The following is a 12334-nucleotide window of genomic DNA, read 5'->3' as shown; positions in this document are numbered from 1 at the left end:
TGAACCCGGAGGCCTCATGCCCACCTTCCACGAAATCGACGTCCTGCGACACAACAGCGCCAGTTGGGACGCCCAGGCCGCCCGTGACTGCGAATGGTCGCGACCGGTCAGCGCCGAAGAGGTCGCCGCCGCACGCCGCGGCGACTGGGCGGTGAAGCTGACCCCGGGCGCGTTACCCGCTCACTGGCTGGGCGACGTACGCGGCCGCGAGATCCTCTGCCTGGCCTCGGCCGGCGGCCAGCAGGCGCCGATCCTTGCCGCCGCCGGCGCACGGGTCACGCTGTTCGACGCCTCGGGGGGACAGCTGGACAAGGACCGCCAGGTCGCCGCCCGCGACCGCCTCGAACTGGCCTGCGTGCAGGGCGACATGCGCGACCTCTCGACCTTCGCCGATGCCTCCTTCGACCTGGTCTTCAATCCCATCTCCAATCTCTACGTCGACGATGTCCTGCCGGTCTGGCGCGAATGCGCGCGGGTGCTGCGGCCGGGCGGCAAGCTGCTGGCGAGCTTCTACAACCCGGCGCTGTTCATCGAGGACCGCTCGCCGGAACTGGCAGAGCAGGGCCTGATCCGGCCGCGACATCGCCTGCCCTACTCCGACCTGGAAAGCCTCTCCGCCGAAGCCCTCGCGGCAAAGCGCGAGAAAGGCGAAGCCCTGGTGTTCGGCCATAGCCTGACCCAGCAGATCGCCGGCCAGCTCGCCGCCGGCCTGCTGCTGCAGGATTTCTACGAAGACTGGCAACCGCACCCGCGCTTCGTCATCGACCGCTTCATGCCGACCTTCCTCGCCACCTGCGCGCTCAAGCCGAGGTCCGCCGCCGGTTGACAGCGGCGCGCGCGGACCTTAGAGTCCGCGCTCCCTTCCCGCCTGTGCTGCTGAGCGGAAAGACGCCAGCCTCCGGTTTCCACCGGACGGCTTCGCATTGTCTGTAGAGCGGCACTGTCATGTCCAAACATTCCCGGCTTGAAAAAGCCTTCCTGCGCAGCGGCATCCTCGTCGACCGCCAGCAGGACATCGTCACCCTCACCCGTCGTCACGACGGTACTTCGGCCCAGGTCCTGCTGCCCGCCAGCTTCGCGCTGGAGGAAAAGGCCGTGCGCCAGTTGCTCGACTTCGCCTCGGTCCAGGCACCCGGCGACACCGGGCACGTCTGCAAGGCCTGCGCCACGCCGGACTTCCATCCCGGCAGCATCGCCCCGGTCGGCTCCATCGTCGCCAGTACGGCGGACTTCGTCATTCCCGCTGCCATCGGCACCGACATCAATTGCGGCATGCGCCTGCTGCGTACCGGCCTGACCCTGTCCAGCGCCGAGGAGCACAGGCAAGCCCTGGTCGCCGGCCTGACCCACGTCCTGCTGCGTAACGGTCGCGACGTACCATTGCGGGTCCAGGCGTTCGAAGCGCTGTTCGCCGAAAGCCCCGGGCACTGCCTGGAGCGTCTCAGCGAAGACGGCCTGTGGGCCGAGGTCGACCAGGCGCGGCTGTTCCGCGAGTTACAGGGCTGCATCGGCCTGGATGAATTCGGCGGGCGTCTCGAGTATGCCCCCGAGGCCTTGCGCGATCGCCGCCGCAGCCTGATCCGCGATCCCGGCCTGGGTACCACCGGTTCCGGCAATCACTTCGTCGAGTTGCAGGTGGTGGACCGCCTGCTCGACCGCCACCAGGCCTTCGCCCTGGGCCTCAGGGCCGACGAACTGGTGGTGATGATCCACAGCGGCTCGCGCGATGTCGGCTTCCACGTCGGCCAGCGCTGGATGGACCGTGCCCGCACCGCCTGGCCGCGCGGCCGGCGCCACCCCGCGTCCGGCCTCTACGCGCTGGGCGGCGAGCTGGCCGGAGAATACCTCCAGGCCATGGGTGGCGCTGCGCGCTATGCCTGGCTGAACCGGGTGGTGCTGGCGGAGCTGGTGCGCAAGGTCTTGCGCGAGACCTTCCAGCGCGACGACAGCGCCCTGCTGGTGGACGTCCCGCACAACGTGGTGCTCCAGGAACAGGGCCTGAATCTCCACCGCAAGGGCGCCACGCCGGCCCGCCAGGGCGATCTGCTGCTGATTCCCGGCTCGATGGGCGATTACTCGTACATCGCCAGCGGCCTGGGCCACCCGGACTGGCTATGGTCCTGCAGCCATGGGGCCGGCCGCAGCATCCGCCGGCAGGCGCTACGAGCGCTGAAAGGCCCGGGCGACAGCGCGCTGCCCTGGCACTGCGTGACCCTCCGTGAGGAGCGCCGCATCGAAGAGGCCCCGGGCGCCTACAAGCCGGTGGGGCCGGTGATCGATGCCCAAGAGCGTGCCGGGCTGATCCGGCCGCTGGCACGCTTGCGTCCGTGGCTGACCTTCAAGGCCTGAAACGAACAAGCCCCGCATTCGCGGGGCTTGTCTGCCACGGGCGCGACTCAGGCCTGTGGTTCTTCCTCGCGACCAGTGAACAGGTCCCAGCTGGCCATGAACAGCGCGGCGATCAGCGGGCCGATGACGAAGCCGTTGAGGCCGAACAAGGCCATGCCACCGAGGGTGGAGATCAGCACCACGTAGTCCGGCATCTTGGTGTCCTTGCCGACCAGGATCGGGCGCAGGATGTTGTCCACCAGGCCGATCACCACCACGCAGAACAGGATCAGCACTACGCCCTGCCAGATCGCCCCGGTGAGCAGGAAATAGGCCGCCACCGGCGCCCAGATCAGCGCCGCGCCGATGGCCGGCAGCAGCGACAGGAAGGCCATCAGGGTGCCCCAGAGCAAGGCGCCCTCGATGCCCAGCAGCCAGAAGATCAGGCCGCCGAGAGCGCCCTGGGTGGCAGCCACGGCGATGTTGCCCTTCACCGTGGCGCGGATCACCGTGGTGAACTTGGCGAACAGGTGGTGCTTGTGTTCCTGGCTCAGCGGCACCGCCTGCTTGATCCGCCGGCCGAGCACGCGACCGTCGCGGAGGAGGAAGAACAGCAGGTAGAGCATGATGCCGAAGCTGATGACGAAGTCGAGGGTGTTCTGGCCGATGCTGAACGCCTTGGTCGCCACCACCTGGCTGGCCTGCATCGCCACCGAGGAGAGCTTCTCCTGCAGGCTCGAGAGATTGGCCAGGTCGAAGCGCTCCAGCCACTGGTGCACCGATGGCGGCAAGGCAGCCACCGCCTGCTGCAGGTAGGCGGCGAAGTTCAGTTCGCCGGACTTGACCCGCTGGTAGACGCTCGCGCCTTCCTGCACCAGCGAACCGGCGATGAAGATCACCGGGATGATCACGATCAGCACGCAGATCAGCAGGGTGATCAGCGCGGCGAGGTTCTTCCGATCCCTCAGGCGCACCTGCAGGCGGCGTTGCACCGGGGCGAAGATGATCGCCAGGATGGTGCCCCAGAACACCGCGCCGTAGAACGGCAGCAAGAGCCAGCCGAAGGCGAGCGTGACCACCGCCAGCAACAGGAGAAAAGTCCGGGATTCCAGTTTCGTGTCGAGCATGTCCAATCCATCTGGCAGTGGGAAGCAAAGCATTAGTCAGCCGGCGGACGTGGATCGTTCACGACTGCCGGCCGACTCCGCCGAATAATGACAGGAAGGCTCTGCGGCGCACCACTGCCGGCTGGCTCTTTTGCCGGCAGCGGTCGCGCGGGGGAAGGGTCAGATGCGGAACTGACCGACCAGTCGGCCCAGGCCCTGGCCCAGTTGCGCCAGGCTGCGGGCGGTCTGCGCGCCCTGCTGGGCCTCGTCGGCGACGCTGTCCACCGCGCCGGCGATCTGGTGCACGCTGCGGTTGATCTCCTCGGCCACCGCGGTCTGCTCCTCGGCGGCGCTGGCGATCTGCGCGTTCATCGCGTTGATGGTGGCGATCAGCTGGGCGATGGCATCCAGCGAATCGCCGGCCTGGTTGGCCTGGTTGCTGGTGCCCTCGCCGGCCTCGCCGGAACGGCGCATGGCGTCGACCGCGGCGTTGGTGCCCTGCTGCAGGCGATCGATCATGCCCTGGATTTCCTGGGTACTCTGCTGGGTGCGGCTGGCCAGCGCCCGCACTTCGTCGGCGACCACCGCAAAGCCACGTCCGGCCTCGCCGGCACGGGCCGCCTCGATGGCCGCGTTGAGCGCCAGCAGGTTGGTCTGTTCGGCAATGGAGCGGATCACCCCGAGCACACTGACGATGGATTGCACGTCCTGCTGCAGGCTATCCAGAGAAGTCCCGCTGTCGCGGATCTCGTCCACCAGCGCGTGGATGCGCTCGATGCTGCCGTCCACCACGCGCTTGGCCGCCTGGCCTTCGTGGTCGGTCTGCTGCGCGGCCTCGGCGGCGCGCTGGGCGCTCTGCGCCACTTCATGGGCGGCGGCGGACATCTCGTTGATCGCGGTGGCGACCTGGTCGGTCTCGTGGCGCTGGCGCTCCATGGCCTGCTCGGAACGCTCGGCCTGGGCCGACATCTGCTCCACCAGTTGCTTGAGGTCGCCGGTCATCCCGGCGATCTGCCGCACCAGACCGTGGATCTTCTCGACGAAGCGGTTGAAGGAACCGGCCAGCTCGCCCAGCTCGTCGTGGCTGGTCACCGGTAGGCGACGGGTCAGGTCGCCTTCGCCGGCGGCGATGTCATCGAGGTTCTGGCGGATCTGGTGCAACGGCCGCAGCATCGCGTTGGCCACCGCCAGGCCGATCACCAGCAGGACCACCAGAAGGACGCCGGCGATCCCCACGATACTGGCGATCAGGGTGCCGATACGCTCGTCGATGTCCTGCTTGATTTCCACCAACTGGGCCTCGACGCCGTCGAGGTTGATCGCCGAGCCGATAACCATGTCCCACTTCGGCAGGTACAGGGTGTAGGACAGCTTGGGCACCATGACGCTCTCGTTGCCCGGCAGCGGCGAGGTATAGGTCACGTAGTGGCTGCCGTTGCGGCCGGCCTCCACCAGTTCGCGGTTGAGGTAGACGCCGCTGGGATCGCGGCGGTCGCGGAAGCTCTTGCCGACGTCCACCGGGCTGTCGCCGCGAAACAGGCGCACCACCTGGGAGTCGTAGCCGAAGATATAGCCGTCCTTGCCGTACTTGATCTTCGACAGGCGCGCGATGGCCTCGGCGCGGGCATTCAGGTCGCCGTTGGCCGAGCGGTCGTACTCGGCCTGGATACTGCCCATGGCGATCTGCACGTAGTGCTCGAGTTCGGCACGACGGTCGCCGAGCAGGCGCTCGCGGGTATCCTTGACTTCGGCATCAGCCTGTTTTTTCAGGATCAGCACCGCTCCGCCGCTGAGCACCAGGGCGAAGAGCAGCACCGGCACCATGGCCAGCAGGAGGACTTTGGATTTCAGGGTCAGACGCATCATCAACTCCTAGCATGACGCCCAATAAAAAACGGGATTCCCGTTTCATCGGCAATCCCGTCGGAAGCTTAAGCGGCCGGCCCGACATTCCGTCAGGCGACCGCCCGAGATGGAACTCAGAGCAACATCGCGGCGGCCCAGCCGAACACCAGCAACGGCAGGTTGTAGTGCAGGAAGGTCGGCACCACGGTGTCCCAGATGTGATTGTGCTGGCCGTCGACGTTGAGCCCGGAGGTCGGCCCAAGGGTCGAGTCCGACGCCGGAGAACCTGCATCCCCCAGCGCGCCGGCGGTGCCGACGATGCTGACGATGGCCAGCGGGCTGAAGCCCAGTTGCACCGCCAGCGGGACGAAGATCGCGGCGATGATCGGCACGGTGGAGAACGACGAGCCGATGCCCATGGTGACCAGCAGGCCGACCAGCAGCATCAGCATGGCGCCGACCGCCTTGCTGTTGCCGATCCAGGCCACCGAGGCGTCGACCAGGCTCTGCACCTCGCCGGTGGCCTTCATCACCTCGGCGAAACCGGCCGCGGCGATCATGATGAAACCGATGGTGGCCATCATCTTCATGCCTTCGGTGAACAGGTCGTCGGTCTCCTTCCAGCGCACCACGCCGGACAGCGAGAAGACCACGAAACCGACCAGCGCGCCGATGATCATCGAGTCCAGCCACAGCTGTGCGACGAACGCGGCGACGATGGATACCCCGGCCACCGCCAGGCTCTTCGGGTTGTAGCTGACATCGACGCGTTCGGCCTGCTCGATCCGCTGCAAGTCGTAGATGCGCTTGCGGCGGTAGCTGAACAGCACCGCGATGAGCAACCCGGCGAGCATGCCCAGGGCTGGGATGAACATGGCGTGGGTGACGTTGATCCCGCTGACGTCGACGCCGTTGCGCGCCACGTTGGCCAGCAGGATTTCATTGAGGAAGATGTTGCCGAAGCCCACCGGCAGGAACATGTACGGGGTGATCAGGCCGAAGGTGATGACGCAGGCGATCAATCGCCGGTCGATCTGCAGCTTGCTCAGCACATAGAGCAGCGGCGGCACCAGCAGCGGGATGAAGGCGATATGGATCGGCAGGATATTCTGCGAGGATACCGCCACGCAGAGCAGCAGGCCGACCAGGATCCACTTGAACGCACCGGCGCCCTTGCCCTGCTCGTCGTGCCGGCCGAGCAGCGCCAGGACCTTGTCGGCCAGCGCATGGGCCACGCCGGAGCGGGCGATGGCCACGGCGAAGGCGCCGAGCATGGCGTACGACAGGGCCACCGTGGCACCCCCGCCGAGGCCGCCGTTGAAGGCCTTGAGAGTCCCCTCAAGGCCTAGGCCACCGAACAGTCCGCCGACCACCGCGCCGATGATCAGCGCCAGCACGACATGCACACGGCAAAGGCTGAGGACGAGCATCAGCCCCACCGCCAGCACCACTGCGTTCATCGTTGAACTCCTTGCAAATGAAACGAACTCGACCGTCTGCGGCCGAAAAAAGGGGCGTACTCTGCTACAGCCATCCTCGCCTGTCAAAGCCGCGCATGCGCGAATGTCGCCTGGCTATAAACCGTTGTGCACGGTTCTTGCGTGCGATTCGCCGAACGACGGCAATCCGGCGCCAGCGACCGGACCGTCGTCAAGAATGGGCGAGCCCTGCCGATAAGCCTTGGGCCCCCGCAGTTTCTTCGTACAAGGACCCCTCCCATGTTCCTTCGCCGCCTGTCCATCCAATGGAAGATCACCCTGCTGGCAGGGCTCTGCCTGCTCGGCGTGGTCGCCTTGCTGGTCGGCCTTTCGGTCTACCGCATGCAGCACAGCAGCGTGCTGGTGAAAAGCGCCAGTACGCAGATGCTCGACGAATCGGCGCGCCTGCGCCTGGAAGCCCGCGGGGAATTGCAGGCGTTACGCATCCAGCGCTATTTCATGGATGCCTTCCAGTACGGCAAGGGCTTCTCCCGGCAGATCCTGTTCCTCCGCGACCAGGCGCAGAAGCGCTTCCTCGATGCCTACGACCTGCGCGAAGACCTGACCCGCCAGGTGCGCACCGCGCTCGCCGCCAATCCCGAGGTGCTCGGCCTGTACGTGGTCTTCGAACCCAATGCGCTGGACGGCAAGGACGAACTGTTCGTCGACCAGCCCGCCCTGGGCAGCAACGACAAGGGACGCTTCTCCCTGTACTGGGCGCAGGCCACGCCGGGACAGCTGGAATCCGAGTCGATGATCGAGTCCGAACTCGCCGACACCAGCAGCGGGCCCAGCGGCGCGGCCTACAACGCCTGGTACACCTGCCCGAAGGAAAGCGGGCAACCCTGCGTGCTCGATCCTTACTTCGACAAGGTCGGCGAACGCCAACTGCTGATGACCAGCATCGCCTTTCCCCTCGAACTGGATGGCAAGGTGATCGGCGTGATGGGCCTGGACATCAACCTGAGCAACCTGCAGGCGCTCAGCGAACAGGGCAACCGCGAACTCTACGACGGCGTCGGCCAGGTCGGCATCCTCAGCCCGGCCGGGCTGTTCGCCGGCAACAGCCGCGACGCCGGCCTGCTCGGCAAGAACCTGGCCAAGGCGGATCCGCAGCACGCCGGCGAACTCCTGCAACTGCTGGCCGCCGGCAAGAGCCGGTTGTTCAACGAGAACGACGACCTCAAGGTGCTGCAACCGTTGCAGCCGATTCCCGGCGCCAAGCCCTGGGGCGTGCTCCTCGAAGTGCCGAAGAGCGCCCTGCTCGGCCCGGCCCTGGCGCTGGAGCGGCAACTGGACGACATGCGTCGCGAAGGCACCTGGGTCGAACTGGGCCTCGGCCTCGGCGCCGCGGTGCTCGGCCTGCTGGTGCTGTGGCTGAGCGCCCGCGGCGTGACCCGGCCGATCCTCGGCGTCGCCCACATGCTGCGCGACATCGCCAGCGGCGAAGGCGACCTGACCCAGCGTCTGCCGCACACCGGGCGCGACGAGCTGGGCGAACTGGCCGGTTGGTTCAACCGTTTTCTCGACAAGCTGCAGCCGATCATCCGCGACGTGAAGGTCTCGGTGCGCGATGCGCGCAGTACCGCCGACCAGTCGGCGGCGATTTCCAGCCAGACCAGCGCCGGCATGCAGCAGCAGTTCCGCGAGATCGACCAGGTCGCCACCGCATCCCACGAGATGACCGCCACTGCCCAGGACGTCGCCCGTAGCGCCGCCCAGGCCGCCGACGCCGCGCGCGGTGCCGACCAGGCGACCCGCGACGGCCTGGCGCTGATCGACCGCACCACCCAGAGCATCGACAGCCTGGCCGCCAACCTGACCAGCGCCATGGGCCAGGTCGAGCAACTGGCCAGCAGCAGCGAGGAAATCGGTTCGGTGCTGGAAGTGATCCGCGCCATCGCCGAGCAGACCAACCTGCTGGCGCTCAACGCGGCCATCGAGGCGGCCCGCGCCGGCGACGCCGGCCGCGGCTTCGCGGTGGTCGCCGACGAAGTGCGCAACCTCGCCCGGCGCACCCAGGACTCGGTGGAACAGATCCGCGGGGTGATCGAAGGCCTGCAACAGGGCACCCGCGACGTGGTCGACGCCATGCACGGCAGCCATCGCCAGGCCCAGGGCAGCGTCGAGCAGGTGGATGAAGCGGTGGCCGCGCTGCAACGGATCGGCGAGGCGGTGACGGTGATCAACGACATGAACCTGCAGATTGCCAGCGCCGCCGAGGAACAGAGCTCGGTAGCCGAGGAGATCAACCGCAATGTCGCGGCGATCCGTGACGTCACCGAGTCGCTGTCGAGCCAGGCCGAGGAATCGGCCCAGGTCAGTCAGTCGCTGAACCGCCTGGCCAACCACCAGCAGGGCCTGATGGAACAGTTCAAGGCCTGACCGTTCACGGCCTGAATAGCGCCGGGGGGCCGTAGGTCCCCCAGATCGCCAGGCGGGCCAGCGAGCGCAGCCAGCCACGCAGACGCGCCGGGGCTCCCGCCTCGGCCACCTTCGCTGCCGCTGTCCCGGCCTGTCGCGGCTCGCCGCGCTCGCTGCGCAACGCGTTTTCCACGGCCTGCTCGTAGCGAGCCTGCGCGGGTAACCGCGGCGACCGCCCCTCCTCTCGCTGTCCACTGGACTCGCCCAACAGGAACACCAGCACCGGCAGCATCAGCGCCCAGCGCCAGCGGCCCGTACCCGTCCGCCGTTTCATCGTCCAAGACCTCCTTGCAAGAAGCCCGGGATGCTAGGGAAAGCGCAGGAGGAAATCTTGCCGGGACTGTCGGCAAATGGTGAAGAACTGTTAAGCCCTGGCGGCGCGGCCGCTCTTCTGCAACGGCAACTCGACGCTCACCCGCAGGCCGCCCAGCGGGCTGTCCTCGAGACTCAGGCGGCCACCGCAGGCCTCGGCGATGTCGCGCGCGATGCCCAGGCCCAGGCCATGGCCGCTGACCTGCTCGTCGAGCCGGGTACCCCGCTCGAGCACCGCCTGGCGCTGGTCGGGGAGGATACCGGGGCCGTCATCGTCGACCTTCAGGCGGACCATGCCCTCGCCCTGCGCGACGGTCAGGCGGACTTCGCTATCGGCCCACTTGCAGGCGTTGTCCAGCAGATTGCCGAGCATCTCCAGCAGGTCCTCGCGGTCCCATGGCAGGCGCAGCCCCGGTGGCGCGCTCCAGCTCACCTGCAGGTGCGGGCCGTGGATCAGGCGCAGGGTGTCGCACAGCGACGGCAACTCCTCGGCGCAATCGAAATGTGCGCCAGGCAGCGCTTCGCCGACCAGGCGCGCCTTGCCCAACTCGCGACCGAGGCGCTGCTGGATCTGTTCCAGCTGTTCGCGCAGGACCTGTTGCAACTCCGGCTGGCGCGCCATCTCCTCGCGCTCGGCGAGGCTGACCAGCACCGCCAGCGGCGTCTTCAGGGCGTGACCGAGGTTGCCCAGGGCGTTGCGCGAACGCTTCAGGGTCTCCTCGGTGTGCGCCAGCAGGTGGTTGATCTGCTCCACCAGCGGCTCCAGTTCCTCGGGAGCCTGGTTGTCCAGTTGGCTACGCTGGCCCTGTTGCAGCTGGGCGATCTGCAGGCGCACCTCCTCCAGCGGACGCAGCGAACGACGCACGGTCAGGCGCTGCAATAGCAATACCAGGAGCAGCGCCAGGGCGCCGGCGCCCAGACCCATCCACTGCACACGGGCGAAGCTTTCCAGGATCGGCGTATAGTCCTGCGCCACCACGATCCGCAGCTTCTGGCCCATGCGCTTGTAGTGGCCGCGGAACACCAGCAGTCGCTGCTCCTCGGGCCCATCGACCAGGCCCTGCACCAGCCCTTTCTTGTGCGGCACTTCCAGCTCGCTGTCCCACAGGGAGCGTGAGCGCCAGGTGTCCTTTTCCAGCTCGATGACGAAATAGCGCCCGGAATACGGGCGCTGGAACGCCGGGTTGAGGCGTTGCTCGTCCAGTTGCATGCCGTTCGGCCCGCGCACCATGGCCACCAGCAGGTTCTCCGCCTCCTCGCGCAGATTGCCGGCGAAATAGCGCCGCAGGCCCTGGTCGAACAGCCACAGGCCGGTCTGCGCGAGGACCAGCCCGACCACCAGCAGCACCGCGAACAGGCCGACGCTCAGGCGCCGCTGGATCGACCTCATCCGGCGGCCACCCCGGCGTAGCGGTAGCCCTGGCCACGGCGGGTCTCGATCACCTCGCGGCCGAGCTTGCGCCGCAGGTGGTTGACGTGGACCTCGATGACGTTGGAATCGCGTTCGGTCTCGCCGTCGTACAGATGCTCGGCCAGGTGCCCCTTGGACAGGACCTGGCCGGGGTGCAGCATGAAATAGCGCAGCAGGCGGAATTCGGCGGCGGTCAGGTCGACGTCGGCGCCGTTCAGGCACACGCACTGGCGCTGCTCGTCCAGGCGCAGCCCGGCGGCCTCCAGCTGGCTCTGGTTGGCCAGCCCATGGGCGCGGCGCAACAGGGCCTGGATGCGCAAGGCCAGCTCTTCCGGATGGAACGGCTTGGTCAGGTAGTCGTCGGCACCGGCCTTGAGCCCATCGATGCGTTCGGCCCAGGAACCGCGCGCGGTGAGGATCAGCACCGGAGTCGCGAGTCCCAGCCCACGCCACTCCTGGAGTATCTCCAGGCCGGGACGCCCGGGCAGGCCGAGGTCGAGGATGATCAGGTCGTAGGGTTCGCTGGCGCCCTGCACCGCCGCGTCGCGGCCGTCGGCCAGCCAGTCCACCGCGTAGCCCTGGCGGGTCAGGCTGGCCATCAGTTCGTCGGCCAGGGGAACGTGATCCTCAACCAGCAGCAACCGCATCAGTCGTCTTCCTCGTCCTTCAGGATGCGGCCGTTGCGGGCATCCAGTTCCAGTTCACGCACGACGCCGTCGCGGGTGAGCAGCTCCACCTCGTAGACATACACGTCGTCTTCCTCTTCCAGCTCGACTTCCAGCAGGCGCGCCCCGGGGTAACGCCCCAGGGCTTCCTGCATGAGGGATTCGAGCGGCTGTATCACACCGTCCTGGCGCAGGCGCAGGACCTCGTCCTGGTCCAGGTCGCGCGCCATCGCTTCGAGGCTGATGACCGCCAGGACCAGTGCGACGATCCCGGCGTAGCGCATGAGCCACTTCATCAGTCGTCCTGGTGGTCCTTGAGCACGGCGCCGGTAGCGGCATCCAGCTCCAGGTCCCATTTCACGCCCTGCGGGTCGCGCAACTCGACCTGGTAGATGTAGCGGCCGTATTCCTCTTCCAGCTCGGTATCGTGGACGCTCGAGCCGGGATGCTTGGCGATGGCGTTCTTGTTCAGCTCTTCGAAGGACTTGATGGTCCCGGCGTCACGCAGCTTCAGCGCCTCGTCCGGGCCGAGGTCGCGGGCCTGGGCCAGGCCGGCAGTCAGGGCGATGGCGGTGGCGGCGAACAGGGCAGTCAGTTTCTTCATGGGAATCTCTCCGTGGGAATCAATCGTGTTGCTTTCGACGGTTTGCAGATTAACCGGGCGCTCTTAATTGAAGCTGAATTTGCCGCAAGGACATGGCCGGGGCGCGCCATAGGGTAACGGAAAGCCTCTGCGATGGGGCTCGCCGGCGTTCGAAAGCGCTT

General features: G+C 67.3%; 11 protein-coding genes. 3 read left to right on the top strand and 8 right to left on the bottom strand.

Features of this window, described 5'->3' with window-relative positions; translation table 11 throughout:
- Positions 1–16 precede the first annotated feature (16 nt).
- Both ACM0M4_RS13350 and ACM0M4_RS13345 read left to right on the top strand, forming a co-directional pair.
- The gene (locus ACM0M4_RS13350) at positions 17–826 is read left to right on the top strand and encodes a class I SAM-dependent methyltransferase (RefSeq protein WP_043555383.1); all 810 of its coding nucleotides are present in this window, start codon (positions 17–19) and stop codon (positions 824–826) included.
- 119 nt (positions 827–945) lie between these two features.
- On the top strand, positions 946–2349 hold the full coding sequence (locus tag ACM0M4_RS13345) for an RtcB family protein (protein WP_003116715.1): 1404 nt from the start codon (positions 946–948) through the stop codon (positions 2347–2349).
- A 47-nt stretch (positions 2350–2396) separates the two neighbouring features.
- Here ACM0M4_RS13345 and ACM0M4_RS13340 read toward each other — a convergent pair whose 3' ends face one another.
- The 3 genes from ACM0M4_RS13340 to ACM0M4_RS13330 form a co-directional block, all read right to left on the bottom strand.
- Positions 2397–3455, bottom strand: coding sequence for an AI-2E family transporter (locus ACM0M4_RS13340; RefSeq protein ID WP_003113380.1), 1059 nt, complete (start codon positions 3453–3455; stop codon positions 2397–2399).
- 159 nt (positions 3456–3614) lie between these two features.
- On the bottom strand, positions 3615–5300 hold the full coding sequence (locus ACM0M4_RS13335) for a methyl-accepting chemotaxis protein (RefSeq protein ID WP_003143814.1): 1686 nt from the start codon (positions 5298–5300) through the stop codon (positions 3615–3617).
- 113 nt (positions 5301–5413) lie between these two features.
- Positions 5414–6739 (bottom strand): Na+/H+ antiporter family protein, encoded by a 1326-nt coding sequence (locus ACM0M4_RS13330; RefSeq protein WP_054376133.1) that lies wholly within the window; start codon positions 6737–6739, stop codon positions 5414–5416.
- A gap of 258 nt (positions 6740–6997) precedes the next feature.
- On the opposite strand from ACM0M4_RS13330, the gene ACM0M4_RS13325 reads away from it, so the two are divergent.
- On the top strand, positions 6998–9142 hold the full coding sequence (locus ACM0M4_RS13325) for a methyl-accepting chemotaxis protein (RefSeq protein WP_003113383.1): 2145 nt from the start codon (positions 6998–7000) through the stop codon (positions 9140–9142).
- Positions 9143–9146: 4 nt separating this feature from the next.
- On the opposite strand, the gene ACM0M4_RS13320 is transcribed toward ACM0M4_RS13325, so the two are convergent.
- From ACM0M4_RS13320 to ACM0M4_RS13300, 5 genes are all read right to left on the bottom strand, one after another.
- Positions 9147–9455: a hypothetical protein gene (locus tag ACM0M4_RS13320; protein WP_003097699.1), complete on the bottom strand. Its 309-nt coding sequence runs from the start codon at positions 9453–9455 to the stop codon at positions 9147–9149.
- 90 nt (positions 9456–9545) lie between these two features.
- Positions 9546–10883, bottom strand: a complete 1338-nt coding sequence (gene carS / locus ACM0M4_RS13315) for a two-component system sensor histidine kinase CarS (RefSeq protein ID WP_003090493.1) — start codon at positions 10881–10883, stop codon at positions 9546–9548.
- Positions 10880–11551, bottom strand: a complete 672-nt coding sequence (carR, locus tag ACM0M4_RS13310; RefSeq protein WP_003090494.1) for a two-component system response regulator CarR — start codon at positions 11549–11551, stop codon at positions 10880–10882. The genes carS and carR overlap by 4 nt, the downstream gene beginning before the upstream one ends.
- Positions 11551–11865: a PepSY domain-containing protein gene (locus tag ACM0M4_RS13305; RefSeq protein WP_003097704.1), complete on the bottom strand. Its 315-nt coding sequence runs from the start codon at positions 11863–11865 to the stop codon at positions 11551–11553. Before ACM0M4_RS13305 ends, carR begins: the two co-directional genes overlap by 1 nt.
- A complete protein-coding gene (locus ACM0M4_RS13300) occupies positions 11865–12173 on the bottom strand; it encodes a PepSY domain-containing protein (RefSeq protein WP_003090497.1) in 309 nt (102 codons plus the stop codon). Before ACM0M4_RS13300 ends, ACM0M4_RS13305 begins: the two co-directional genes overlap by 1 nt.
- Positions 12174–12334 lie beyond the last annotated feature (161 nt).

The sequence above is a fragment of the Pseudomonas sp. 18-147 genome, from assembly GCF_051048045.1.
GTDB lineage: Bacteria > Pseudomonadota > Gammaproteobacteria > Pseudomonadales > Pseudomonadaceae > Pseudomonas > Pseudomonas aeruginosa.
Note: the sequence above shows the minus strand (reverse complement) of the source record. Positions and strands in the feature narration are given on the sequence as shown.

What these genes read in the sequence shown, in the direction of transcription:
- ACM0M4_RS13350 (WP_043555383.1), top strand. Translation starts at nt 17, where the DNA reads ATGCCCACCTTCCACGAAATCGACGTCCTGCGACACAACAGCGCCAGT.
- ACM0M4_RS13345 (WP_003116715.1), top strand. Translation starts at nt 946, where the DNA reads ATGTCCAAACATTCCCGGCTTGAAAAAGCCTTCCTGCGCAGCGGCATC.
- ACM0M4_RS13340 (WP_003113380.1), bottom strand. Translation starts at nt 3,455, where the DNA reads ATGCTCGACACGAAACTGGAATCCCGGACTTTTCTCCTGTTGCTGGCG.
- ACM0M4_RS13335 (WP_003143814.1), bottom strand. Translation starts at nt 5,300, where the DNA reads ATGATGCGTCTGACCCTGAAATCCAAAGTCCTCCTGCTGGCCATGGTG.
- ACM0M4_RS13330 (WP_054376133.1), bottom strand. Translation starts at nt 6,739, where the DNA reads ATGAACGCAGTGGTGCTGGCGGTGGGGCTGATGCTCGTCCTCAGCCTT.
- ACM0M4_RS13325 (WP_003113383.1), top strand. Translation starts at nt 6,998, where the DNA reads ATGTTCCTTCGCCGCCTGTCCATCCAATGGAAGATCACCCTGCTGGCA.
- ACM0M4_RS13320 (WP_003097699.1), bottom strand. Translation starts at nt 9,455, where the DNA reads ATGAAACGGCGGACGGGTACGGGCCGCTGGCGCTGGGCGCTGATGCTG.
- carS (WP_003090493.1), bottom strand. Translation starts at nt 10,883, where the DNA reads ATGAGGTCGATCCAGCGGCGCCTGAGCGTCGGCCTGTTCGCGGTGCTG.
- carR (WP_003090494.1), bottom strand. Translation starts at nt 11,551, where the DNA reads ATGCGGTTGCTGCTGGTTGAGGATCACGTTCCCCTGGCCGACGAACTG.
- ACM0M4_RS13305 (WP_003097704.1), bottom strand. Translation starts at nt 11,865, where the DNA reads ATGAAGTGGCTCATGCGCTACGCCGGGATCGTCGCACTGGTCCTGGCG.
- ACM0M4_RS13300 (WP_003090497.1), bottom strand. Translation starts at nt 12,173, where the DNA reads ATGAAGAAACTGACTGCCCTGTTCGCCGCCACCGCCATCGCCCTGACT.